Source organism: Streptomyces sp. NPDC085937 (assembly GCF_044540535.1).
In the GTDB taxonomy this organism is placed as follows: domain Bacteria; phylum Actinomycetota; class Actinomycetes; order Streptomycetales; family Streptomycetaceae; genus Streptomyces.
On the sequence record NZ_JBITSH010000004.1, the window covers coordinates 264,896 to 290,325 of the forward strand.

Here is a 25,430-nt window from a genome sequence, read left to right on the forward strand (position 1 = left end):
GCTAGAAGAAGCGCGGATCGTCGAAGACACCGGACGCGACGAGGTAGACGTAGAAGTCGGCGAGCGCCACGCTCAGCAGCGAGGCCCAGGCGAGCTGCATGTGCCGGGCGTTGAGCCGGCCCACCCACTGCCACATCCGGTAGCGCACCGGATGCTTCGAGAAGTGCTTCAGCTTGCCGCCGACGATGTGCCGGCAGGAGTGGCAGGAGACGGTGTACGCCCAGATCAGGGCGATGTTGAGCAGGAACACCAGGGTGCCGAGGCCCATGTGGCCCCACGCGTAGTGCTCGTCGCGGAAGGCGAGCACGGTGTCCCAGGTCAGCACGCAGGCGACCAGCAGCGCCGCGTAGAAGAAGTACCGGTGGATGTTCTGCAGGATCAGCGGGAACCGGGTCTCGCCGGTGTACTTCGCGTGCGGTTCGGCGACCGCGCAGGCCGGCGGGGACGCCCAGAAGCCCCGGTAGTAGGCCTTGCGGTAGTAGTAGCAGGTCAGCCGGAAACCGAGCGGGAAGATCAGGATGATGATCGCCGGTGAGATGCCCCACCAGCCGCCGAACAGCTCCCAGTTCGGCCCGCCCCGCATCGGTACGCAGTTCTCCGCCAGGCACGGCGAGTAGAACGGCGAGACGTACGGTGCCGCGTAGTAGTCGGCGTTCGCGAAGGCCCGCCAGGTCGAGTACACGACGAAGGCGAGCAGCCCGGCCGCGGTGGCGGCGGGGGCCAGCCACCAGCGGTCGGTCCGCAGGTGCGGGGCGGAGATCGCGGCGCGGGTGCCGGATCTCACGCCGCCGCGGTGATCGGGTTCGGTCGCAGGGGGTTCCGTACCAGTGGCCACGTCGTCCACTCCGGTAGGCGTCGGGGGTGCAGTGATCGGCGGGGCTGCCGGGCGGGGGTCAGGGTGCGCGGCGGTCGCGGGCGCCGAGTCCCTCGTCGTCGGTGTCCACCCACAGCGAGGGGTCGTAGGGGGTGTCGGAGATGGTCACGAGGTCGGGCCGCTTGGCCGGGCCCGCGGTGGCGACGGCGGTCTCCCGGAGCAGCGCGAGGCTCTCGCGCAGGTGGTTGGTGTCGGAGCGGACGCGGCGCATCTCCAGACCGCCGCTGCCCAGCTGCTTCTCCAGGCGCCCCACCGACCGCGTCAGGTCGTCGAGGCAGCGCTGGACGGTCGTCAGTTCGTCGTGCACGGACATGACGTGACCTCACTTCCAGGGTCTTTCAGGCCCAAGGCGGTGCATCGGTCATGCGCCTGCGAGTGTTGCGCGTCACACCTTGCGCTGTGAAGGGATGTGCATCGATTGGCCGAGGCGCATGGGTGCATCGTGCGGTGCCCGGCGGCGTCGCGCCGGGTGCGTTGCGCCGCACGGGTGGGCTTGGCGGCCGGGGCCGCCGTGTCGCCGGGGGTCGCCGGAACCTTTCCTCTTCAGTGGGCCGCATACATCGGATGAGCGCCAAATACCACCAGCGTGATCTTCATGTCCGCGGCATTCCGGAGGTACCCAGAGATGTCCCACGACGGCATCGGCCCGCGCGCGGTCCTGCGCTCGGTCGCCTTCCTCACCGCCGGCATGCTCACGGTGCCCGTGCTGGCCGGATGCGGCTCCGACGACCCCGCGGGCGAGCCCCTCGCCGGGGCGGACGTCGCGCGCGCGGACCGCTCCGACGTCGCCGACGGCGGCACCCTGCGCTGGGCCGTGGACACCGTCCCGGACACCCTGAACACCTTCCAGGCCGACGCCGACGGCACCACCTCCCGGATCGCCGAGGCCGTCCTGCCGTCGATGTACCGCACGGACGAACGGGGCCGGGCCGTGCGCAACGCCGACTACCTGGCCTCCGCCGAGGTCGTCGACACCGAACCCAAGCAGGTGGTCGTCTACCGGCTCGCCCAGCAGGCCGTCTGGAGCGACGGCCGGGAGATCGGCGCCGCCGACTTCGCCGCCCAGTGGCGCGCCCTGTCCGGCAAGGACACCGCCTACTGGACCGCCCGCAACGCCGGCTACGACCGGATCGAGAAGGTCGAACGGGGCAAGAACGACCTCGAGGTCAAGGTCACCTTCAGCCGCCCCTACGCCGACTGGAAGTCGCTGTTCACCCCGCTCTACCCCAAGGAGGTCATGGGCACCCCGGACTCCTTCAACGACGGGGCGCGCAAGAAGATCAAGGTCACCGCCGGGCCGTTCACGGTGGAGAAGGTCGACAGCAAGGAGGACGAGGTCGTCCTCGCCCGCAATCCGCGCTGGTGGGGGAGCCCGCCCAAGCTGCAGAAGATCGTGCTGCGCGCCGTGCCGCACGACAAGCGCGTCTCCGCCCTCAGCGACGGCACCCTCGACCTCGCCGAGATCGACCCCGAGGCCGCCCGCCGCGTCACCGTCGCCGCGCTGCCGCAGGACGGGAGCACGCCCCTGATGGGCCCCGAGGCCGACCGCTCGGCCGCGGACGCGCTGCGCTCCTGGGCGGTCGCCAACGGCACCGACGAGGACGCCGCCGACGAGGAGGCCTCCGCCCGCAAGAAACTGCGCAAGAAGGCCGAGAAGTACGCCCGGCAGCAGAAGGCCCTCAGCGGCTTCGAGGTGCGCAAGTCACTGGAGCCCGCCTTCACCCAGCTCGCCCTGAACGGCGCCGAGGGCCCCCTCGCCGACGAGCGCGTCCGCCGCGCGGTGGCCCGCGCCCTGGACCGTGAGGACCTCGCCGCGTCCGTCCTGAAGCCGCTCGGTCTGCCCTCCGAGCCGGTCGGCAGCCATCTCGCGCTGTCCGGCCAGGCCGCTTACGCCGACAACAGCGGCGCCCTCGGCAAGCAGGACGCCAAGGAGGCACGCGCCCTGCTCGCGGACGCCGGCTGGGTGCCGGGCGGGCCGGTGAAGGAGGAGAAGAAGGACGAGAAGAAGGACGAGGGCGAGGAGGCGGCGGGCTCCGAGGCCGACAAGGACGGCGACGCGGACGGCTCCGGCGACGACGGCACCTACATCGTCGGCGAGGACGACGGGAAGAACCACGGCGACGGCAAGGCCCCGCACGACTCGGGCACCGGAACCGGCCGCCTCACGCAGGGCGGCGCCCCCGCCGGCGCCTACGCGCCCAAGGGCACCGCCGCCCCGGCCCGCGCAGACACGGCGCCCGTCGCCAAGGACGGCAAGGCTCTGGTCCTGCGCTTCGTACTGCCGTCGGGACCCGGCTCCGAGACGCTGGCCGGCGTGGCCGACCGGATCTCGAAGATGCTGAAGAAGATCGGCATCCGCACCGACGTCTCCAAGGTCGACAACGACAGCTACTTCAAGGACCACATCGCCTCCGGCGCCTTCGACCTGGCCCTGTACTCCTGGCCCGCGACGGCCTTCCCCGCCACCGACGCCCGCCCCGTCCACGCCAAGCCGGTCCCGGCCGCCGACGGCTCGCTGAACGTGGAGCAGAACTGGACCCGCGTCGGCACCGACCAGGTCGACCAGCTCTTCGACCAGGCCGTCGCCACCCTCGACGACGCCGAGCGCCGTGACCTGATCCGCAAGGCCGACTCCCGGATCTGGGCGGCCGCCGGCTCCATCCCGCTCTACCAGCGCCCGGAGCTCGTCGCGGCCCGGGAGAACCTGGCCAACGCCGGCGCCTTCGGCTTCGGCACCCCGGTCTACGAGGACATGGGCTTCCTGAAGAAGTCGGCGCAGGGACCGGCCGGCACCCCGGGCACGAAGAGCGCCGGGGAGTCCGCCGAGGACTGAGATCGCGCGGCCGTAACCGCCGGTCAGGGCCGTCGTGGCGGGTGCCCGCGGCGGCCGCGGGAGCCGTAGCCGCCGGAGGCCCGTACCATGGGGTGAGGCCGAGGCGTGTACAGCCCGGCAGGGCCCGCCCACCAGAGCTTCTCGTGCAGGGCCTTCCTCAGCACTCCGGGAGATACGCCTTTTATGGCTGCGTCTACAACGCGTCACGACATCCGCAACGTCGCCATCGTCGCCCACGTCGACCACGGCAAGACCACCATCGTCGACGGCATGCTCAAGCAGGCCGGCGCCTTCGCCGCCCACCAGCTCGACCAGGTCGACGACCGCATGATGGACTCGAACGACCTGGAGCGTGAGAAGGGCATCACGATCCTCGCCAAGAACACGGCGGTGAAGTACCACCCCAAGGACGGCGGGGAGCCCATCACCATCAACATCATCGACACCCCCGGCCACGCCGACTTCGGCGGGGAGGTCGAGCGCGGACTGTCGATGGTCGACGGTGTGGTGCTGCTGGTGGACGCCTCCGAGGGCCCGCTCCCGCAGACCCGGTTCGTGCTGCGCAAGGCGCTGCAGCAGCGACTGCCGATCATCCTCTGCATCAACAAGACGGACCGGCCCGACGCCCGCATCGACGAGGTGGTCAACGAGACCTACGACCTCTTCCTCGACCTGGACGCGGACGAGGAGCAGATCGAGTTCCCGATCGTCTACGCCTGCGGCCGTGACGGCGTCGCCTCGCTCACCAAGCCCGCCGACGGCACGGTGCCGAGCGACTCCGACTCCCTGGAGCCGTTCTTCTCCACCATCCTCCAGCACATCCCTGCGCCCACCTACGAGGAGGACGCGCCGCTCCAGGCCCACGTCACCAACCTCGACGCCGACAACTTCCTCGGCCGTATCGCCCTGCTCCGCGTCCACCAGGGCGAGCTGAAGAAGGGCCAGACGGTCGCCTGGATGAAGCGCGACGGCTCGGTGAGCAACGTGCGCATCTCCGAGCTGATGATGACCGAGGCGCTCACCCGCAAGCCCGCCGAGAAGGCCGGCCCCGGTGACATCTGCGCCGTCGCGGGCATCCCGGAGATCATGATCGGCGAGACGCTGGCCGACCCGGAGAACCCGGTCGCCCTGCCGCTGATCACGGTGGACGAGCCGGCGATCTCCATGACCATCGGCACCAACACCTCCCCGCTGGTCGGCCGTGGCGCCACCGGCAAGGGCGCGGACAACAAGGCGGTCGTCAAGGACCGCAAGGTCACCGCCCGTCAGGTCAAGGACCGTCTGGATCGCGAGCTGATCGGCAACGTCTCGCTGCGCGTCCTGGACACCGACCGCCCGGATGCCTGGGAGGTGCAGGGCCGCGGCGAGCTGGCGCTGGCCATCCTGGTCGAGCAGATGCGCCGCGAGGGCTTCGAGCTGACCATCGGCAAGCCGCAGGTCGTCACCAAGGAGGTCGACGGCAAGACCTACGAGCCCGTCGAGCGCATGACGATCGACGTGCCCGAGGAGCACATGGGCGCGGTCACGCAGCTCATGGGCGTGCGCAAGGGCCGGATGGACAACATGTCCAACCACGGCTCGGGCTGGGTGCGCATGGAGTTCGTCGTGCCCTCCCGCGGTCTGATCGGCTTCCGTACCGAGTTCCTGACCCAGACCCGCGGCACCGGCATCGCCCACTCCATCCACGAGGGCCACGAGCCCTGGTTCGGCACCCTGACGACCCGTAACAACGGCTCGCTGGTCGCCGACCGCTCGGGTGCGGTCACCGCGTTCGCGATGACCAACCTCCAGGAGCGCGGCGTGCTCTTCACGGAGCCCGGCACCGAGGTGTACGAGGGCATGATCGTCGGTGAGAACTCGCGCTCCGACGACATGGACGTGAACATCACCAAGGAGAAGAAGCTCACCAACATGCGGTCGTCCTCGGCCGACTCGTTCGAGGCGATCGTCCCGCCGCGCAAGCTGTCGCTGGAGCAGTCCCTGGAGTTCTGCCGCGACGACGAGTGCGTGGAGGTCACCCCGGAGGCCGTCCGCATCCGCAAGGTGAACCTGGACGCCCGCGAGCGCGCCCGCGCCGCGAGCCGCGCCAAGCACGGCTGACCCCGCCGCACCGGCACACGGCACCGGACGCCTCCTCACGGGGGCGTCCGGTGCCGTTCGCGTCTCCGGCGCCCCGGCGAGGCGTGAGGGCGGCGGAAACGGGGCGGAGAGGGACGAAAGGGTGACGGCAAGGGGAGGGTAGGGAAAACCCTTGATGACGGGCTGATCAGGCTGAAACGGTCCGGCCCGGCACTACCCTGCTCCCGGAACGGCGCCCCGCGGGCGGTGGTCCCCGGATCGTTGGGGCCGTCACCGTGGCCGAGCCGGCTCGGCGGGCCGAGTGCCCGGATGCCCCCTCGGGCACCCTGCACGCCGGGCACCCTGAGCGCAATCGGTTTTCCCCCGCGAAACGTCCGCTATACGGACGCCGGTCTCCGGTAGATGTGTAACAAGTCCGTTTCGCAGGGATCTTTCGCCAAACCCTTTGTCCGGATTTTGGAAGATGTAGGCGAGAGCTGTGATCGAACCGAAACCTCGGGGGTGTGGCTCGGTCGTGGCGCATGGCAGATAGTTAGGCGCGTAGAGCTCGGATGAACGGGTCGTGAGCTGACGGCGACGGTCCACGAGCGCAGGGGCACTTGACGATCTTCGGTCCGACGAGGGGCCGGAGGTTTCCGGTGTTCCTTTTTGCGGTGAACCAGCGGATTCATGAGGAGGAACCCATGCGAGGTGCCACAAGCGCCCAATGGGTCGCGTCGTACCCGGTGGCGGGTGGAGGTCCCGCGGGTGCGCCCAGTCCCGTCACGGTCGTCCCGGTGGCGGCGCGGCGTCGCGCCCTTCCTTGACGACTCGTGAGGCCGGTCGGTAGGTCACGACCACGCCAGGGTTCCCCCGGGGCGGCTGCCGCCCCTCCGTCGTTGTTCCCCTCGCGCGCCGCGCAAGACGTACGTCGTGCGAAGGCCGTCGGGCCGCAGGTGCTCCCGACGACCTCCAACCTGTGAAACGGACGAATTGATGACGAGTCCAATCGAGCTTGAGGGTGCTCCCACCTCTACGGTCTTGGACAAGGAGAACGCCCCTCAGGGCGACGCCGAAGAGCCGAAGAAGCTCGAAGGCCGCAGTCCCGGGCAGTTGATGTGGGCGCGCTTCAAGCGTGACCGGACCGGCGTGGTCTCTGCCGTCGTCGTCCTGTTCTTCTTCGTGATAGCCGCGGCCGCGCCGCTCATCGCGAAGGTGTACGGCAAGAACCCGTACACCCTGTACGGGCAGGAGAACCCCGACCTCCTCGACCTGTTCACGATGCCGGCGGCTCCCTTCGGCGGCATCACCGGAGAGTTCTGGTTCGGCATCGAACCCGGCCTCGGCCGGGACGTGTTCACCCAGCTGCTGTACGGCATCCGCACCTCGCTCGCCACGGCCCTGGCCGCGACGATCCTGATGACGGTGCTGGGCGTGCTGATCGGTCTGGCCGGCGGTTACTTCGGCGGCAAGATCGACTACTGGCTCGGCCGGGTCACCGACTTCTTCATGGCCCTGCCCAGCCAGCTGTTCTTCGTGGCCGCGATGCCCGTCATCACCACCGTCTTCGTCGCCCCCGACGAGGAGACGCCCACCTATGTGCGCACCTCCGCGATCATCATCGTGCTGTCCTTCCTCGGGTGGATGAGCATGGCGCGGATCGTCCGGAGCGCCACGCTGTCCCTGCGGGACCGTGAGTTCATCGAAGCGGCCCGGATCTCCGGTGCCTCGCCCTGGCGCATCATCCGCAAGGAGCTCCTGCCCAACATCGTCACCCCGACGCTGGTGCAGGCGACGCTGACGCTGCCCTCCACGATCCTCAGCATCGCGTTCCTCTCGTTCGTCGGCGTCGGATACGTCGAGCCGACGCCGGACTGGGGCCGGATGTTCGCCATCGGCGCCAACATCATCGAGCAGGACCCGTACTACATGCTCTTCCCCGGTATCGCGATGGTGATCTTCGTCGTGGCCTTCAACCTCCTCGGTGACTCGGTGCGCGACGCCTTCGACCCCAAGACGGGGCGCTGAGCCCACAGGGGAACCCCCCACGCTCCCGACCGGCCGGCGCCGGCAGCCTCCACGGCTTCCGCTTCGGCCACATACCAGCAGTGCTCACTACTACAGGCAGGTGGATCCGTCTCCATGAGCATCTTCCGTAACCGTGCCGCCACGGCCGCGATAGTCGCGGTTGCCGCCGGCGCCCTGACCCTCACCGCCTGCGGTGGCGGTGGCAGCGACAGCTCCGCGAAGGACAACAGCAAGACCAAGGACGACGCCAAGTCGCAGTCCAAGCCGGTGCAGATCGGTGACGTCAAGGCGTCGACCGGTCCGGCCGCCGAGATCCCCGGCGCCAAGCCCGGTGGCACGGTGAACGTGTACCAGGAGGACGACTTCTCCCACCTGGACCCGGGCCAGACCTACGTCTCGGACGGCAAGCTGCTCGGCCGTCTCATCTTCCGCGGTCTGACCCAGTACGACGAGGACGACCAGGGCAACCTGACCGTCGTCGGCGACCTGGCCACCGACGCCGGCAAGACCACCGACGGCGGCAAGACCTGGACGTACACCCTCAAGGACAACCTGAAGGACGAGAACGGCAACCCGATCAACTCGGCGGACATCCGCCACACGGTCGAGCGCCTCTACTCCTCGTTCATCACCGACGGTCCGACCTTCCTGCAGCAGTGGCTGTCCGGCGCGGGCACCACCTACCGGAAGGCCTACGACGGTCCGTTCAAGGGCAAGCACCTGCCCAACAACGTCCTCGAGACGCCGGACGACAAGACGGTCGTCTTCCACTTCAAGACGGCGCAGCCCGACCTGCCGCAGATGCTGACCATGCCGGGTTACGCGGTCGTCCCCGTGGAGACGGACACCAAGGAGAAGTACGACCAGGACCCGGTCGCCTCGGGCCCGTACAAGATCGCGGACTTCAAGCCCGGCAAGTCCATGAAGCTGGTCAAGAACACGCAGTGGGACCCCAAGTCCGACTCCGTGCGCCACCAGTACGTCGACGGTTTCAACATCGAGATGAACCACGACGACGAGGACCAGACCAAGACCCTTCTCGCCGACCAGGGCGAGGCCAAGAACGCGATGATGTTCACGGGTCAGGTCGCCACCACCCAGCTGCAGAAGGTCGTCAGCGACAAGGCGGCCATGAAGCGCACGATCCAGGGCTACGCGCCCTACGTGTGGCAGCTGAACTTCAACATGGACCGCGTCAAGGACAAGAAGCTCCGTGACGCGATCACCCTGGCCCTGCCGGCCACGGCCATCTACAAGGCCGACGGCGGTGCCTACGGCGGTGAGGTCGCCAACTCGCTGACCTCGCCCACCACCCCGGGCTACCGCGAGGACTTCGACCCGTTCAACCGGCACAAGAAGCCGAACGGTGACATCGCGGCCGCCAAGAAGCTGATCGACGAGGGCGGCTTCGCGGGCAAGAAGCTCGTCTACGCCTACGCCAACACGCCGGTCCGTCAGCAGCAGGCCGTGCTGATCACCGACGCGCTGGAGAAGATCGGCCTCGACATCCAGAAGAAGGAGATCGACGCCGCCACCTGGTACGAGCAGGTCGGTAAGGTCGACAACGGTCTGGACCTCTACATGACCGGTTGGGGTCAGGACTGGCCGTCCGCCTCCACCGTGGTGCCGCCGCTGTACGACGGCACGCAGATCCAGGACGGTGCGTCGAACTACTCGCACATCAACGACAAGCACGTCAACTCGGAGATCCAGCGCATCCTGCAGATCACCGACACCGACGAGGCCACCAAGGCCTGGACCGAGCTGAGCGAGTACATCGCCAAGGAAGTCAACCCGGCTGCCCCGATCTACTACACCAAGGTCTTCCAGATCTTCGGTTCGAACATCGGCGGCCTCCGCTACAGCTCGGACTCGAGCTACGTGGACGTCACCCGGATCTTCCTCAAGAAGTAACCGCCAGGCCGGAGTCCGGTGGTGGGCGCGCGGCGGAACGCCCACCACCGGCCCCGGAGGCCACCCTCAGATCTTCCTTCCGACAGCCGCCGTCCTGAGAGCAGCTTCCTGCCATGCTTCAATTCCTCATTCGCCGGACGTTCGGTGCGGCACTGATCCTTGTCCTGATCAGTGCGTTCACCTTCTTCATGTTCTTCGCCATCCCGCAGGACCCGGCTCTGCTGGCCTGTGGCAAGAACTGCACTCCGGACGCGCTGGAGATCATCCACACGAACCTGGGCCTCGACAAGCCGGTCACGGTCCAGTACTGGAACTTCCTCATCGGCATCTTCGCCGGCCGTGACTTCGCCGTCGGCCACTGCAGCGCCCCCTGCTTCGGCGTCTCCTTCGCCAACAACCAGAACGTCTGGGACACGATCCTCGACCGTTTCCCGCTGACGCTGTCGCTGACCGTCGGTTCGCTGATCGTCTTCCTGATCGTCGGTCTCGGCGCGGGCATGCTGGCCGCCAAGTTCCGCGGCACCTGGGTCGACAAGACCTTCAGCTCCGGCTCGCTGGTCATCAGCTCGATGCAGATCTACTTCCTCGGCCCGCTGGTCCTGCTCTTCCTCGTCTACCAGACGGGCTGGCTCGACAAGCCCAAGTACGTGCCCTTCTCCGAGGATCTCGGCGGATGGTTCATGGGCCTGCTGATCCCCTGGGTGGTCATGGCCACCATCTTCACCGCCAACTACACGCGTATGAGCCGCTCGTCGATGATCGAGCAGCTCCAGGAGGAGCACGTCAAGGCGGCCCGCGCCAAGGGCATGTCGGGCAACTTCGTGTTCTTCCGCTACGCGTGGCGCGGCTCCCTCATCCCCATCATCACCATCCTCGGCATCGACCTCTCGTCGCTGCTGTCCGGCGGCATGGTGACCGAGCTGACCTTCGGCCTGGCCGGTCTCGGCCGGCTGGCACTGTCCTCGGTCGTCGACAAGGACCTGCCGATGCTGATGGGCGTCATGCTGGTCAGCGCCGCGCTGATCATTTTCTTCAACCTGATCGTGGACGCCTTGTACGCCGTCATCGACCCGCGCGTGCGTCTGTCCTAGGAGAACTACCGTGACCACTCAGACCAAGCCCGAAGAGGCCGCGGCCGCCGCCGCGGGGGAAGCCTTCCTCTCGGTGCGCGACCTCAAGGTCCACTTCTCCACCGAGGACGGCATCGTCAAGGCGGTGGACGGGCTCTCCTTCGACCTGGAGCGCGGCAAGACCCTCGGCATCGTGGGCGAGTCCGGCTCCGGCAAGTCGGTGACCAACCTGGCCGTCCTGGGCCTGCACAACCGCAAGAAGACCGCCATCGACGGGTCGATCACGCTGGACGGCCAGGAACTGACCACCGCCAGTGAGAAGCAGCTGGAGACGCTGCGCGGCAAGAAGATGTCGATGATCTTCCAGGACGCGCTGACCGCGCTGTCGCCGTACTACACGGTCGGCCGCCAGATCGGTGAGCCGTTCATGAAGCACACCGGCGCCTCCAAGCGGGACGCCCGGGTGCGCGCCATCGACCTCCTGGAGAAGGTCGGCATCCCGCACCCGCAGCAGCGGGTCGACGACTACCCGCACCAGTTCTCCGGCGGTATGCGCCAGCGCGCGATGATCGCCATGGCGCTCTCCTGCGACCCGGACCTGCTGATCGCCGACGAGCCGACCACGGCCCTCGACGTGACCGTGCAGGCGCAGATCCTCGACCTGCTCAAGGACCTGCAGCAGGAGTTCGGCTCCGCGATCATCATGATCACCCATGACCTCGGTGTGGTCGCCAACATGGCCGACGACATCCTGGTGATGTACGCCGGCCGCGCGGTCGAGCGGGGCACCACGCGTGAGGTGCTCAAGTCGCCGCAGCACCCGTACACCTGGGGTCTGCTGGGCTCCATGCCGCGGCTGTCCTCGGACGTGGACGAGCCGCTGCTGCCGATCCCCGGCTCGCCGCCCTCCCTGCTGAACCCGCCCACGGGCTGTCCGTTCCACCCGCGGTGCGCCTTCACCGACAAGGTCTCGGGGGAGCGCTGCTCGGGCGAGCGGCCGACGCTCGCACCGGGACGCGCCGCCGCCTGCCACCTGACGGCGGAACAGCGGCAGCAGGTGTTCATCGAGACGATTCAGCCCCGGCTGGGCTGAGCGGAAACCGGCGACTGGGGCATTTCCATGAGCGACAACAGCAAGACGACCACGGCGGTCGCCGACTCCGTCCCGCAGCAGCGGAACGGCTCCGAGGCGCCGCTGATGAAGGTCAGCGGTCTGACCAAGCACTTCCCGATCAAGGGCGGCTTCCCGATCCGGCGCACCGTCGGCGCGGTCAAGGCCGTCGACGGCGTCGACTTCGAGGTCTACCCGGGCGAGAGCCTCGGCCTGGTCGGCGAGTCCGGCTGTGGCAAGTCCACCACCGGACGGCTGATCACCCGGCTCTACGAGCCGACCGCGGGCACCATCGAGTACCAGGGCCAGGACATCAGCTCGGCCGACCGCAGGAAGCTGGCGCCGATCCGGTCCGAGATCCAGATGATCTTCCAGGACCCGTACGCCTCGCTGAACCCGCGGCAGACGGTCGGCACGATCATCTCCGGCCCGATGGAGATCAACGGGATCAACCCGCCCGGCGGCCGTGAGAAGCGGGTGCGGGAACTCCTGGAGATCGTGGGTCTCAACCCGGAGCACTACAACCGCTTCCCGCACGAGTTCTCCGGCGGTCAGCGTCAGCGCATCGGCGTCGCGCGCGCCGTCGCCCTGCAGCCGAAGCTGATCGTCGCCGACGAGCCGGTCTCGGCGCTGGACGTGTCGATCCAGGCGCAGGTGGTCAACCTGCTGCAGGAAGTGCAGCGGGAGATGGGCATCGCGTTCGTCTTCATCGCCCACGACCTGGCGATCGTGCGGCACTTCTCGCAGCGCGTCGCGGTGATGTACCTGGGCAAGATCGTGGAGATCGCGGACCGCGACTCGATCTACAACCGGCCCCGTCACCCGTACACGCACGCGCTGCTGTCCGCGGTGCCGGACGCCGACATCGACGCGGACAAGCGGGAGCGGATCCGCCTCGCCGGTGACGTCCCCTCGCCGATCGCGCCCCCGTCCGGCTGCCGTTTCCGCACCCGCTGCTGGAAGGCGACGGAGAAGTGCGCCACGGAGGAGCCGCCGCTGGTGCGGATCCAGGGCAGCAAGGAGGGCCACCTGACGGCGTGCCACTACCCGGAGGAGGGCACGATCGCGGCCCGCACCGAGGACGTCGTGATGGACCCGGGCCTGAAGGCCCTGGAGAACGAGTCGGACATCTCCAAGAGCTGAGCCGTCCCGGAGGGCCGGGGCAGGAGGGCGCACCCTCCTGCCCCGGCCCTCCGGCATACCCGACCCCGGTGCGCCCTCGCGGGTCCGGACCTCGGCGTCCGCCACCCGCGTCTCCGCGCCCGCGCCACCCTGCGGCGCCGGGTCGCGCGCCGCCTGCCGGCCCGCTGCCGGACCGTGGCCCAGGCCCAACTCACCACCCCGCGGCGGGCGTGCGCCGCCCGGCCGGGCCTCGGCGTGTCCGTCCGTGAGGACAGGGGGCCGCCGGGTGCGGGTTGGAAGCGCCCCGCCCCGCGCCCCGGGGCGGGCTCCTAGGGCCGTTAGGAGGATGCTCCGTACTCGTACGGACCCGGTGGGCGTGCGCGCCGGGTCCCCCGCTTCCAGGCTGACCCGGTAAGGGACCCGGGCACGAGGAGGCACCCCATGCGCATCACCACGCACGCCAGATGGGCCGCCTGCGCGATGGCGGTCGCCCTCGCCACGGCGGGATGCGGCGGCGGGGGAGACGGCGGGAGCGACTCCGCGGCCGTGCTGAGCGCTTCCTGGGGCGACCCGCAGAACCCGCTGGAGCCGTCGAACACCAACGAGGTCCAGGGCGGCAAGGTCCTGGACATGATCTTTCGGGGGCTGAAGCGGTACGACCCGGAGACGGGCGAGGCCAAGGACATGCTCGCCGAGAGCATCGAGACCGACGACTCGCAGAACTTCACCGTCACCGTCAAGGACGGCTGGACGTTCAGCAACGGCGAGAAGGTCACCGCCCAGTCCTTCGTGGACGCCTGGAACTACGGCGCGAGCCTGCGCAACAACCAGCGCAACTCGTACTTCTTCGGCTACATCGAGGGCTACGACCAGGTGCACCCGGAGGAGGGTGAGCAGACCGCGGACACCATGTCCGGTCTGAAGGTCACCGGCGACCGCACGTTCACCGTCAAGCTCACCCAGAAGTTCTCGACGTTCCCCGACACCCTCGGCTACAACGCCTTCGCCCCGCTGCCCCGGGCGTTCTTCGACGACCACGACGCCTGGGTGAAGAAGCCGATCGGCAACGGCCCCTACCTGGTCGAGTCGTACAACCGGGGCTCGCAGATGTCCCTGCGCACGTGGGACGACTACCCCGGCGACGACAAGGCGGAGAACGGCGGCGTGGACCTGAAGGTCTACACCGACAACAACACCGCCTACACCGACCTGCTGGCCGGCAACCTCGACCTCGTCGACGACGTGCCCGCCGCGCAGCTGAAGAACGTGAAGAACGACCTGGGCGACCGCTACCTCAACACCCCCGCGGGCATCATCCAGACCCTCGCCTTCCCGTTCTACGACGACGCCTGGAACACCGACGGCGCGACGAAGGTCCGTCAGGGCCTGTCCATGGCGATCGACCGGAAGCAGATCACCGACACGATCTTCCAGAAGACCCGCACCCCCGCCACCGACTGGACCTCCCCGGTGCTCGGCGAGGACGGCGGCTTCCAGGACGGACTGTGCGGGGAGTTCTGCGAGTTCAAGCCGGACGAGGCCAAGAAGCTGATCGAGGAGGGCGGCGGACTGCCCGGCGGCAAGGTGACGATCACCTTCAACGCCGACACCGGCTCCCACCGGGAGTGGGTCAACGCCGTCTGCAACTCCATCAACAACGCCCTCGACAACGAGCGCGCCTGCACCGCCAACCCGGTCGGCACCTTCGCGGACTTCCGCAACGAGATCACCGACCGCAAGATGACGGGGCCGTTCCGCGCCGGCTGGCAGATGGACTACCCGCTCATCCAGAACTTCCTCCAGCCGCTCTACTACACCAACGCCTCCTCCAACGACGGCAAGTGGTCGAACAAGGAGTTCGACGACCTGGTGAACCAGGCCAACCAGGAGACCGACACCGCGAAGGCCGTCGGTCTGTTCCAGCAGGCGGAGGAAGTGGTCCGTGACAACATGGCCGCGATCCCGCTCTGGTACCAGAACGGCAGCGCCGGCTGGTCGGACCGGCTGTCGAACGTCAAGCTCAATCCGTTCAGCGTCCCCGTCTACAACGAGATCAAGGTCAGCTGAGCCGGCATGGGGCGCTACGTCGTCCGGCGGCTGCTCCAGATGATCCCGGTCTTCATCGGGGCCACGCTGCTGATCTTCCTCATGGTCAACGTGATGGGCGACCCCATCGCGGGACTGTGCGGGGAGCGGCAGTGCGACCCGGCGACGGCCGCCCGTCTGGAGCAGGAGTTCGGCCTCGACAAGCCGGTCTGGCAGCAATACCTGACGTACATGGGGAACGTCTTCACCGGCGACTTCGGCACGGCCTTCAACGGCCAGGAGGTCACCGAGCTGATGGCGACGGCGTTCCCCGTCACCGTCCGGCTCACCCTGATCGCGATCCTCTTCGAGATCGTCATCGGCGTCACCCTCGGCGTGGTCACCGGACTGCGCCGTGGCCGGCCGGTCGACACCGGGGTGCTGCTGCTGACCCTCGTCGTGATCTCCGTGCCCACCTTCGTCACCGGTCTGCTGCTGCAGCTGCTGCTCGGCGTGAAGTGGGGCTGGATCCGCCCCTCGGTGTCCTCCGAGGCGCCCTTCGACGAGCTGATCCTGCCCGGCCTGGTGCTGGCGTCGGTCTCCCTCGCCTACGTCACCCGGCTGACCCGCACCTCCATCGCGGAGAACCGCCGCTCCGACTACGTCCGCACCGCGATCGCCAAGGGCCTGCCCCGGCGCCGGGTGGTCGTCCGGCACCTGCTGCGCAACTCCCTGATCCCCGTCGTCACCTTCATCGGAGCCGACATCGGCTTCCTGATGGGCGGCGCGATCGTCACCGAGCGCATCTTCAACATCCACGGTGTCGGCTACCAGCTCTACCAGGGCATCCTGCGGCAGAACACGCAGACGGTGGTCGGCTTCGTCACCGTCCTGGTGCTGGTCTTCCTCGTCGCCAACCTCGTCGTCGACCTCCTGTACGCCGTACTCGACCCGAGGATCCGCTATGTCTGACCGTCACGACGAACGCGACCCGGCCATCGCGGGCACCGGCATGGGCGGGGCCATGGATCTGGGCGTCGACGAGGCCGAGACCCTGGAGAAAAGGCCCGGACCGGACGGTGCCGGACCGGAGGACCGCCCCCGTTCCCTGTGGTCCGACGCCTGGCGGGACCTGCGCCGCAACCCGGTGTTCATCGTCTCCGCGCTGGTCATCCTGTTCCTGGTCTTCATCTCCCTGTGGCCGTCGGCCATCACCTCCGGAAGCCCCCTCAAGTGCGACCTGTCCAAGGCGCAGGAGGGCTCCCAGCCCGGTCACCCCTTCGGGTTCGACGGGCAGGGCTGCGACGTCTACACCCGCACCGTGTACGGGGCCCGCACCTCCGTCGCGGTCGGGGTCCTCGCCACCCTCGGGGTCGCCGTCTTCGGCAGCGTCCTGGGCGCGCTCGCCGGGTACTTCGGCGGCGTCTCCGACTCGGTGCTGTCCCGGATCACCGACGTCTTCTTCGCCATCCCGGTCGTCCTCGGCGGACTGGTGCTGCTGTCCGTCATCACCAGCAACACCGTCTGGCCCGTCATCGGCTTCATCGTGCTGCTCGGCTGGCCGCAGATCTCCCGCATCGCCCGCGGCGCCGTCATCACCGCCAAACAGAACGACTACGTGCAGGCCGCGCGGGCGCTCGGCGCCTCCAACTCGCGGCTGCTGCTGCGGCACATCGCGCCCAACGCGGTCGCCCCGGTCATCGTCGTCGCGACCATCGCGCTGGGCACGTACATCGCCCTGGAGGCGACGCTGTCGTACCTCGGGGTCGGGCTGAAGCCGCCCAGTGTCTCCTGGGGCATCGACATCTCCTCGGCGTCGCCCTACATCCGCAACGCCCCGCACGCGCTGCTGTGGCCCTCCGGGGCCCTCGCGATCACGGTCCTGGCGTTCATCATGCTCGGCGACGCGGTGCGCGACGCCCTCGACCCGAAGCTGAGGTGAGCCGCGGTGCTGCTCGAAGTGCGTGACCTGCACGTGGAGTTCCGCACCCGGGACGGTGTGGCCAAGGCCGTCAACGGGGTCAGCTACGGCGTGGACGAGGGGGAGACCCTGGCCGTGCTGGGCGAGTCGGGCTCCGGCAAGTCCGTGACGGCCCAGGCGATCATGGGCATCCTCGACGTCCCGCCCGGCCGGATCACCGGCGGCGAGGTCGTCTTCCAGGGCCGGGACCTGCTGAGACTCAAGGAGGAGGAGCGCCGGCGGGTCCGGGGCGCCGAGATGGCGATGATCTTCCAGGACGCGCTGTCCGCCCTGAACCCCGTGCTCACCGTCGGCGACCAGCTGGGCGAGATGTTCACCGTGCACCGGGGCATGTCCCGCAAGGACGCGCGGGCGAAGGCGATCGAGCTGATGGACCGGGTGCGCATCCCCGCCGCCCGGGAGCGGGTCCGGCAGTACCCGCACCAGTTCTCCGGCGGCATGCGCCAGCGCATCATGATCGCGATGGCGCTGGCCCTGGAACCGGCCCTGATCATCGCCGACGAGCCGACCACCGCCCTCGACGTCACCGTCCAGGCCCAGGTCATGGAGCTGCTCGCGGAGCTCCAGCGGGAGTACCGGATGGGCCTGATCCTCATCACCCACGACCTCGGGGTGGTCGCCGACGTCGCCGACCGTATCGCGGTGATGTACGCGGGCCGGATCGTGGAGTCGGCGCCGGTGCACGACATCTACAAGGCCCCGGCGCACCCGTACACCCGGGGTCTGCTGGACTCCATCCCGCGCCTGGACCACAAGGGCCGGGAGCTCTACGCCATCAAGGGCCTGCCGCCCAACCTCACCCGCATCCCGCCCGGCTGCCCCTTCCACCCCCGCTGCCCGCTGGCCCGTGACGTCTGCACCACCGACGACCCGCCGCTGTACGAGGTCTCCGGCACGCGCGGGAGCGCCTGCCACTTCTGGAGGGAGTGCCTGGATGGCTGAGCCGATCCTGGAGGTCAGCGGCCTGGTCAAGCACTACCCGCTGACCCGGGGCATCGTCTTCCGCAAGCAGGTCGGCGCCGTGAAGGCGGTCGACGGCGTGGACTTCCACCTGGACCGGGGCGAGACGCTGGGCATCGTGGGGGAGTCCGGCTGCGGCAAGTCGACGGTCGCCAAGATGCTGGTCAACCTGGAGCGGCCGACGGCCGGTTCGATCCGCTACAAGGGCGAGGACATCACCCGGCTGTCCGGCAAGGCGCTCAAGGCGGTGCGCCGCAACATCCAGATGGTGTTCCAGGACCCGTACACCTCGCTCAACCCGCGGATGACGGTGGGCGACATCATCGGGGAGCCGTACGACATCCATCCCGAGGTGGCGCCCAAGGGGGACCGGCGGCGCCGGGTGCAGGACCTGCTGGACGTGGTGGGCCTGAACCCGGAGTACATCAACCGCTACCCGCACCAGTTCTCCGGCGGCCAGCGGCAGCGCATCGGCATCGCGCGGGGCCTCGCGCTGCGCCCCGAGGTGATCGTCGCCGACGAGCCGGTCTCGGCCCTGGACGTCTCGGTGCAGGCGCAGGTCATCAACCTGATGGACCGGCTGCAGAGCGAGTTCGACCTGTCCTACGTCTTCATCGCGCACGACCTGTCGATCGTCCGGCACATCTCCGACCGGGTCGGGGTGATGTACCTCGGCCGCATCGTGGAGACCGGCACCGACACCGAGATCTACGACCACCCCACGCACCCCTACACCCAGGCGCTGCTGTCCGCCGTGCCCGTCCCGGACCCCCGGGCGCGCGAGCACCGGGAGCGGATCGTGCTGACCGGGGACGTGCCGTCGCCGACGAACATCCCGTCCGGCTGCCGCTTCCGCACCCGCTGCTGGAAGGCGCGGGAGCGGTGCGCCCAGGAGGTGCCGCTGCTCGCGGTGCCGGAGTGGCTGGAGGGGGGACCCGCGGCCCACGACTCGGCGTGCCACTTCGCGGAGGAGAAGCACGTGGTGCCGGCGGAGGAGCGGGGCGACGGGCCCGGATGACCGGTGCCGGTGCCGAAGCCGGTGGACGCGGGACGGGCCGGGGTGACATGGCGCACCCCGGCCCGTTCACGGCACCCGCACGGCCGTACGCTGACCAGCCTCCCCTGTCCGTATATCGGTACCGCTTCCGTGGAGTTGCCCCGGTGTTAACGCGTCGCGGCGGTGTCCGGGAGGGACAGCGCGCGGCGGAGGAATCCGAGCTGGAGGCGGAGCAGGTTCTCGGCGACCTCCTCCTGCGGCGTGATGTGGGTGACGCCGGACAGCGGCAGCACCTCGTGGGGGCGGCCGGCCGCCAGCAGCGCCGAGGACAGCCGCAGGGAGTGGGCGACGACCACGTTGTCGTCGGCCAGGCCGTGGATGATCATCATGGGCCGGTGCGGTTCGGCCGCGTCGACCAGGCCGGCGTCGTCGATCACCGAGTTGCGGCGGTAGTTCTCCGGCTGCTCGTCCGGGTGCCCGACGTAGCGCTCCTGGTAGTGGGTGTCGTACAGGCGCAGGTCGGTGACGGGGGCGCCGACCACGGCCGCGTGGAACACGTCGGGGCGGCGCAGTGCCGCGAGCGCGGCCAGGTAGCCGCCGAAGGACCAGCCGCGGATCGCGACCCGGCCCAGGTCGAGCGGGAAGTCCTCCGCCAGCGCCTGGAGCGCGTCCACCTGGTCCTGCAGGACGACCGCGGCGATGTCGTCCTTGACGGACTTCTCCCAGGCGGGGGAGTGGCCCGGGGTGCCGCGCCCGTCGGCGACGATCACCGCGAAGCCCTGGTCGGCGAACCACTGGGAGGTCAGGTGCGGGTTGTGGGCGGCCACGACCCGCTGGCCGTGCGGACCGCCGTAGGGGTCCATGAGCACCGGGAGGGGGCTGTCACCGGCGTAGTCCCGAGGCATAAGCACGGCGCACGGGATGCGGCGTGCGCCCCCCTGTGTCAGCGTCACCCGGGGGGACATACCGGGGTCTTCGGCGTACGAGGGGACAGTCGCCGTCTGTTTCCCGTCACGGAGCACCCGCACGCGGGAACCTGGCCGATCCAGGGTCGCCGAGACGAGCACCGTGACCCCTCCGGAGCGCACCGCGGTGTGCACCCCGGGCTCCTCGGAGACGCGCTCCACGCCCAGTTCGTTCACCCGGTAGACGTGCACCTGGCCGGTCTCCGGATCGGCCGCCTCCGCGCCCGCCGACGCCGAGACCAGCACGTCGTCGTCCGAGACGTCGAGAACCGCACGGATGTGCAACTGCGGTCCGGTGAGCGGCCGTTCACCTACGGCGAGGCACCGGGCACCCCCCTCGTCGGCAATCCGCACGAGCTGTCCGGAAGGGCTCCAGCAGGGCACACCGGGGAAAAGTTCCAGCCATTCCGGATCTTCGTCGGCGTGCACCATCCGGGTGGCACCGGACTCCGGGTCCACGGCCAGGATCAGCTGGCCCCGCTGGTCGCGCGCCTGTACGAGCAGCAGCGGGGCTCCCGCCGCTGACCAGTGCACTCGCGCCAGGTACGGGTAGCGCGCGCGGTCCCAGGAGACCTCCGTGCGCGCTCCCTCGAGATCGACGACGAACAGCCGGACGTCCGCGTTGGGGGTGCCGGCCGCCGGGTAGCGGACGTGCTGCGGGTCACGTTCCGGGTGGGCGGGGTCGGAGATCCACCACTGCCGCACCGGCGTGTCGTCCACCCGCGCCACCAGCAGCCGGTCCGACTCCGGGGCCCACCAGAAGCCGCGCGACCGGCTCATCTCCTCGGCCGCGATGAACTCGGCCAGACCGTAGGTGACGTCCTCCGACTCGGGGGTGGTGAGCGCGCGGTCGCCCGCCCCCTCGGCGGAGATCACCCGCAGGGCGCCCCGGGCGACGTACGCGACATGCCGGCCGTCGGGCGACGGACGGGGGTCGATCACCGGTCCCGGAGTGGGTAGTTCGCGTGCCGTGCCGGCCCGCAGCTCGGCCGTGAAAAGCCGCCCTGACAAGGCGAAAGCCGCCAGCTCCACCGCCGCGTCGGTGGCGTAGCCGACGATGCCGGCGCCGGACTCGCGGCTGCGTTCGCGCCGCGCCCGCTCCGCCGCGGAGAGCTGCTCGGAGGCGCCGCCCAGGAGGGCGCGCGGGTCGGCCGCCACGCGCTCCCCACCCCCCTCCGTGTCGAGCACCCACAGGGCGTTGGCCCGGTCCGTGCCGGAACTCGAGCGGAGGAACACGACACGTGAGCCGTCGGGCGCCACGCTGAACGAACGCGGTGCGCCGAGCGTGAAGCGGAGGGTGCGTGCGTGGAGTCGGGGGAAGGAGTCCGTCTCGGTCGTCATGCCCTGACCATATTGGCCATGCGCCCCCTTGTGCGGCCGTGCGCCGATCGATGCGCACGTACGGATAGTTATGATCGTTAGCGCATAGTGGGTATGAACCTGCTGCCTGCTGTGTGGACGTACTGCCCCCATGTTCCGTGACCCCCGCGCCCCTGGGACCCTTGGAGGTGAGCCGCCGTGGCACTCTCGATTTCGGCGGTGGTGCTGCTGGCGATCATCGTCTTCCTGCTGATCAAGAAGTCGGGTCTGAAAGCAGGACACGCGATCGTGTGCATGCTGCTCGGTTTCTACCTGGCCTCGTCGACGATCGCGCCCACGATCAACGAAGTCACCACCAACATCGCGGGGATGATCGGCAGCCTCAACTTCTGAGCGCGGCCGACGCCGGCCTCTCGCGTGTTACCCGTCGGTAAGCAATGATGGACGGGCCAGCATTCACGCGCGCAGGGCGGAGCCTACGGTGACGACTTCCGAGGAAAAGAGCCAAGGACGCGGCGAGGCGCGGACCCAGGTCCACGTCTTCCGTGACGATGCCCTCGGTGACCTGGACGCGGTCGGCATCGCCGCGGCGATCCGCCGGGGCGAGGTGAGCCCCGCCGAGGTCGCCAAGGACGCCGCGGCCCGGGTCCGGGACGCCGACGCCCGGCTCGACGCCGTCCAGGTGCACCTCGACATCCCCGCCCACGGCGCCCCCGGCGGCGGCGCGTTCGCCGGGGTGCCGACCTTCGTGAAGGACAACACCGACTTCGCGGGCCTGCCCACGGGACATGGCAGCACCGCGTTCCGGCCCCGGCCGGCCCGGCGGCACGCCGCCTTCACCCGCCAGCTGCTCAGCACCGGCGTCACGGTGCTCGGCAAGACCCGGCTGCCCGAGTTCGGCTTCAGCCCCACCACGGAGTACGAGGAGGGCCCGCCGGTCCGCAACCCCTGGCACACCGGCCACTCGGCGGGCGGCTCCTCCGGCGGCAGCGCCGCCCTGGTCGCCGCCGGCGCGGTGCCGGTCGCGCACGCCAACGACGGCGGGGGCTCCATCCGCATCCCGGCCGCCGCTTGCGGCCTGGTCGGGCTCAAGCCCACCCGCGGCCGGACCGTGCCGAACGCGCAAGGGCGCCAGCTGCCCATCGACATCGTGGTCGACGGCGTCGTGAGCCGCACGGTCCGGGACAGCGCCGCGTTCCTCGCCGCTGCGGAACTGCACCACCGGAACGCGAAGTTGCCGTCCGTGGGGCTGGTGGAGGGCCCGGGGGAGCGCCGGCTGCGGGTCGGCCTGCTGGTGGACTCCCCGAACGGCGCCCGCACCGACGAGGACACCCGGGCGGCCGTCACGGAGACGGCGCGGCGCCTCGAACGCCTCGGCCACACGGTGACGCCGGTGGAGCTGGCCATCGACCCGCGCTTCACCGAGGACTTCCTCACCTACTGGGGCATGCTGTCGTTCCTCATCGGCGCCACGGGCCGGACCATGGGCACCGACTTCGACCGCCACCGCATGGACGGCCTGAGCCGCGGCCTGCGCGAGACGTACGTCCGCAACTGGCGCAGCACACCCGCGGTCGTGCGCCGCCTGAAGCGGACCCGGGAGGCCTACGCGGCGGCGTTCCGGGGCCAGGACGTCATCCTGTCCCCGGTCCTGGCGCACACCACCCCGCCGCTCGGCCACCTCGCCCCGTCCGTCCCGTACGCCACGCTGATCGAGCGGATCCTCGCCTACGTGGCGTTCACCCCGGTCAACAACGTCGTCGGCACCCCGTCCCTCTCCCTCCCGGCCGCGTCCACGACACCGGACGGCCTGCCGATCGGCGTGATGTTCTCGGGCCGCCCGGGCGCCGAACGGACCCTGCTGGAGCTGGCGTTCGAACTGGAGGCGGATCGGCCGTTCCCGAGCCTCAGGGGCGCGTGAGGGAGCGCGCGGCGCTGGACCGGGCGCGCCTTACGCGGACCCGGCCTCCAGGGCGGCGACGATCGCTCGCCGGAGCACCGGCCAGAACCGCCGGTCGGTGGCGTTCCCGGGGTGGGCAGGAGGGCCGAGGGCTTCGTCCCGGTCGAGCACGTGGATCACGAAACGCCACTGTGAGCCGGGCAGCGACACCCTGACGCGTGCGTCATCGGGGGGCCAACGGCCCGACCCGGGTTCGCCCGTCCAGCCCGCGGCCTGCCGCCAACCCGCCTCGCGCACGGCGTGGCCCGTTTCGACGTCGTCGTCGCGACCGTCCACCGCCGCGATCGAGACCTCGTTGTCCACACCGCCGTCGATGCAATGCCATTGCAGCGTCGTCATCTCCACGGTGACGTCGGCGTCGGACTCGTGGCGCGCGTCGGGTGTCATGACGGCACATCGCGGGCGGCACTCGGCACCGTGCAGTCGATCAGCAGCCCGGCAGCTGCGCCGGCCCTGCGCCGCAGGGACGTCACGCCGGACCGTCGGCGCCGGCGGAGGTGAGGAAGTCGGCCCAGGCGGCCGGGGTGAAGGCGAGGCGGGGGCCGTCGACGTGCTTGGAGTCGCGGACGTGGACGGTGGTGGGTTCGGTGGCGATCTCGACGCACGAGTCGGTCTCGGCCCCGCTGCTGTAGCTGCTCTTGAGCCACGCCAGTTCGCGGATCATGTCTCCCCCAACAGCCGCTCGATGAAGGCGGTCGACTCGAGTGGAGTGAGCGCCTGCGCCCGGATGATGCCGTAGCGCAGTTCAAGGATACGAAGGTGCCGTGGATCGGTGACCGGACGGCCCCCGGCCACTGCGGGGGAGCGGCCGACCGCCGTTCCGTCCTCGAACTTCAGCACCTCGATCCCGCCGTCCGCCCCGGCGTGCTCCTCCCGGTCCATCGGCATGACCTGGATCTCGACGTTGGGAAACTGGGCCACGATCAGCAGGTGTTCGAGCTGGGCGCGGACAACTTCCCGGCCCCCGAGGCGTCGTCGGAGCGTCCACTCGTCCTGGACGAAGCTCAACTCGGGCGCCGAGTCGCGGTCGAATACCGCCTTGCGCGCCACGCGTGCCGCGACGCCCCGCTCGATCTCCTCCTCCGCGTAGCGCGGTCGCCGCATGCGGAACAGGGCGCGGGCGTACTCGGGCGTCTGGAGAAGCCCATGGACGTTCACGGGGTCGTACTGCTGAAGCTCAACCGCCCGTGCCTCCATCTGCGCAAGATCCCGCACCTTCTTCGGGTACCGGACCTTCTTCACGTCCTCCTTCATCGCCGCGACGAGCCCGCCGGCGTCCAGCACATCGTCCGCCGTGTCCAAGTACTCGGGCCTCGGGATCCGCTTCCCCGTCTCGATCTTGTAGACGAGATCCTCGCCGTACCCGACCGCCACCGCGAAGTCGCCGACGCGCATCCCTGTTGCCTCGCGGCGGAGCCTCAACTGCCGTCCCACCGTGGCGATCACGGCGAGCGCCCAGTCGTCGTCCGGGTCCACCTCCCAGCCCGGCTCGTCCGTCCGGTCCGTCCCGGTCCCGACCCGCACCGCCTCGCCGTTCACCGACATGCGCGCCCCTCCGTAATGCTGCGACGTACTGTTCCGCCCCGCTCGCAGGAGCTGCTTCGACAGTCCCGACAGCGCTGGACAAACCTTGGACCGTAGCTCTACGTAACAGGGCAATCACAGGTAACGGTACGTCCGGTCGACCACGCTCGGTCACGTGAATCAGTAAACTCAGGGGATCGCCCGGCACGGGTCAGGACCCGAACACGAGCACTGCATCCGCAACGTCACCATGCTGCTGTCCTCCACCCCCCGCGGTGCCCGCCTCGCCCGCCTGCTCGCGGTGGACACGCTCCGGAGCTGGGGACTCCCGTACGAGCGGGCGAGCCACGTCGTCGCGGAGCTGGCCGCCAACGCGGCCACCCACGGCCGCCTCCCCGGCCGAAGCTTCCGGCTCACGCTCTACGTGATCGGCACCACGCTCCGCATCGAGGTCACCGACACGCGCGGTGACCGGATGCCCGCGCCGCAAGCACCGGACGCAGCGGCCGAGTCGGGCCGGGGCCTTTTGCTCGTCGAGGCGTTGGCCGACCGCTGGGGGGTGACCGAAGGGCGTTTCCCGCGCAAGACCGTCTGGGCCGAACTGAGTCTGACGGCACCGGAACACGCACCCTCGCGCTCCGGTGCCGTCGACGACTGAAAGACAAAGAACTCTCGGGGAAAACACCCC

General features: G+C 69.6%; 21 protein-coding genes. 15 read left to right on the plus strand and 6 right to left on the minus strand.

What is annotated here, in order from left to right:
- Window position 1: 1 nt before the first annotated feature.
- Both ACIF8S_RS11315 and ACIF8S_RS11320 read right to left on the minus strand, forming a co-directional pair.
- Entirely contained in the window at window positions 2–835 is an 834-nt protein-coding gene (locus ACIF8S_RS11315; protein WP_145827182.1) for a hypothetical protein, read from the minus strand.
- A 58-nt stretch (window positions 836–893) separates the two neighbouring features.
- Entirely contained in the window at window positions 894–1,187 is a 294-nt protein-coding gene (locus ACIF8S_RS11320; RefSeq protein WP_349798147.1) for a hypothetical protein, read from the minus strand.
- A 312-nt stretch (window positions 1,188–1,499) separates the two neighbouring features.
- On the opposite strand from ACIF8S_RS11320, the gene ACIF8S_RS11325 reads away from it, so the two are divergent.
- From ACIF8S_RS11325 to ACIF8S_RS11380, 12 genes are all read left to right on the plus strand, one after another.
- Window positions 1,500–3,707: an ABC transporter family substrate-binding protein gene (locus ACIF8S_RS11325; RefSeq protein ID WP_399998776.1), complete on the plus strand. Its 2,208-nt coding sequence runs from the start codon at window positions 1,500–1,502 to the stop codon at window positions 3,705–3,707.
- 183 nt (window positions 3,708–3,890) lie between these two features.
- Complete coding sequence (gene typA, locus ACIF8S_RS11330; protein ID WP_349798151.1) at window positions 3,891–5,807, plus strand: translational GTPase TypA; 1,917 nt, start codon at window positions 3,891–3,893, stop codon at window positions 5,805–5,807.
- A 954-nt stretch (window positions 5,808–6,761) separates the two neighbouring features.
- Window positions 6,762–7,793, plus strand: coding sequence for an ABC transporter permease (locus tag ACIF8S_RS11335; RefSeq protein WP_349798153.1), 1,032 nt, complete (start codon window positions 6,762–6,764; stop codon window positions 7,791–7,793).
- Between the two features lie 114 nt (window positions 7,794–7,907).
- Window positions 7,908–9,707 carry an ABC transporter substrate-binding protein gene (locus ACIF8S_RS11340; RefSeq protein ID WP_399998777.1) on the plus strand — a complete coding sequence of 600 codons (1,800 nt, stop codon included), beginning with the start codon at window positions 7,908–7,910 and terminating at the stop codon, window positions 9,705–9,707.
- 113 nt (window positions 9,708–9,820) lie between these two features.
- Complete coding sequence (locus tag ACIF8S_RS11345) at window positions 9,821–10,798, plus strand: ABC transporter permease (protein ID WP_349798157.1); 978 nt, start codon at window positions 9,821–9,823, stop codon at window positions 10,796–10,798.
- A 10-nt stretch (window positions 10,799–10,808) separates the two neighbouring features.
- Window positions 10,809–11,870, plus strand: coding sequence for an ABC transporter ATP-binding protein (locus tag ACIF8S_RS11350; protein WP_399998779.1), 1,062 nt, complete (start codon window positions 10,809–10,811; stop codon window positions 11,868–11,870).
- Between the two features lie 27 nt (window positions 11,871–11,897).
- On the plus strand, window positions 11,898–13,031 hold the full coding sequence (locus ACIF8S_RS11355) for an ABC transporter ATP-binding protein (protein WP_399998781.1): 1,134 nt from the start codon (window positions 11,898–11,900) through the stop codon (window positions 13,029–13,031).
- A 420-nt stretch (window positions 13,032–13,451) separates the two neighbouring features.
- Window positions 13,452–15,077 (plus strand): ABC transporter substrate-binding protein, encoded by a 1,626-nt coding sequence (locus tag ACIF8S_RS11360; protein ID WP_399998782.1) that lies wholly within the window; start codon window positions 13,452–13,454, stop codon window positions 15,075–15,077.
- Window positions 15,078–15,083: 6 nt separating this feature from the next.
- Window positions 15,084–16,007, plus strand: a complete 924-nt coding sequence (locus ACIF8S_RS11365) for an ABC transporter permease (RefSeq protein ID WP_349798162.1) — start codon at window positions 15,084–15,086, stop codon at window positions 16,005–16,007.
- Window positions 16,000–16,977 (plus strand): ABC transporter permease, encoded by a 978-nt coding sequence (locus ACIF8S_RS11370; protein WP_399998783.1) that lies wholly within the window; start codon window positions 16,000–16,002, stop codon window positions 16,975–16,977. Before ACIF8S_RS11365 ends, ACIF8S_RS11370 begins: the two co-directional genes overlap by 8 nt.
- 6 nt (window positions 16,978–16,983) lie before the next feature.
- Entirely contained in the window at window positions 16,984–17,958 is a 975-nt protein-coding gene (locus tag ACIF8S_RS11375; RefSeq protein WP_399998784.1) for an ABC transporter ATP-binding protein, read from the plus strand.
- Window positions 17,951–18,994 carry an ABC transporter ATP-binding protein gene (locus ACIF8S_RS11380; RefSeq protein WP_399998785.1) on the plus strand — a complete coding sequence of 348 codons (1,044 nt, stop codon included), beginning with the start codon at window positions 17,951–17,953 and terminating at the stop codon, window positions 18,992–18,994. The genes ACIF8S_RS11375 and ACIF8S_RS11380 overlap by 8 nt, the downstream gene beginning before the upstream one ends.
- Window positions 18,995–19,140: 146 nt before the next feature.
- Here the strand turns inward: ACIF8S_RS11380 and ACIF8S_RS11385 are convergent, their stop codons facing one another.
- Window positions 19,141–21,279: a prolyl oligopeptidase family serine peptidase gene (locus tag ACIF8S_RS11385; protein WP_399998786.1), complete on the minus strand. Its 2,139-nt coding sequence runs from the start codon at window positions 21,277–21,279 to the stop codon at window positions 19,141–19,143.
- 177 nt (window positions 21,280–21,456) lie between these two features.
- On the opposite strand from ACIF8S_RS11385, the gene ACIF8S_RS11390 reads away from it, so the two are divergent.
- Entirely contained in the window at window positions 21,457–21,651 is a 195-nt protein-coding gene (locus ACIF8S_RS11390; RefSeq protein WP_024886769.1) for a hypothetical protein, read from the plus strand.
- Window positions 21,652–21,739: 88 nt separating this feature from the next.
- Window positions 21,740–23,179: an amidase gene (locus ACIF8S_RS11395; protein WP_399998787.1), complete on the plus strand. Its 1,440-nt coding sequence runs from the start codon at window positions 21,740–21,742 to the stop codon at window positions 23,177–23,179.
- Window positions 23,180–23,209: 30 nt separating this feature from the next.
- On the opposite strand, the gene ACIF8S_RS11400 is transcribed toward ACIF8S_RS11395, so the two are convergent.
- From ACIF8S_RS11400 to ACIF8S_RS11410, 3 genes are all read right to left on the minus strand, one after another.
- Complete coding sequence (locus ACIF8S_RS11400; protein WP_399998788.1) at window positions 23,210–23,605, minus strand: hypothetical protein; 396 nt, start codon at window positions 23,603–23,605, stop codon at window positions 23,210–23,212.
- Between the two features lie 82 nt (window positions 23,606–23,687).
- Window positions 23,688–23,882 (minus strand): DUF397 domain-containing protein, encoded by a 195-nt coding sequence (locus ACIF8S_RS11405; RefSeq protein WP_399998790.1) that lies wholly within the window; start codon window positions 23,880–23,882, stop codon window positions 23,688–23,690.
- Window positions 23,879–24,763 (minus strand): helix-turn-helix domain-containing protein, encoded by an 885-nt coding sequence (locus ACIF8S_RS11410; RefSeq protein WP_399998791.1) that lies wholly within the window; start codon window positions 24,761–24,763, stop codon window positions 23,879–23,881. The genes ACIF8S_RS11405 and ACIF8S_RS11410 overlap by 4 nt, the downstream gene beginning before the upstream one ends.
- Before the next feature lie 229 nt (window positions 24,764–24,992).
- Between ACIF8S_RS11410 and ACIF8S_RS11415 the strand changes: the two genes are divergently transcribed.
- The gene (locus tag ACIF8S_RS11415) at window positions 24,993–25,400 is read left to right on the plus strand and encodes an ATP-binding protein (RefSeq protein WP_399998793.1); all 408 of its coding nucleotides are present in this window, start codon (window positions 24,993–24,995) and stop codon (window positions 25,398–25,400) included.
- Window positions 25,401–25,430 lie beyond the last annotated feature (30 nt).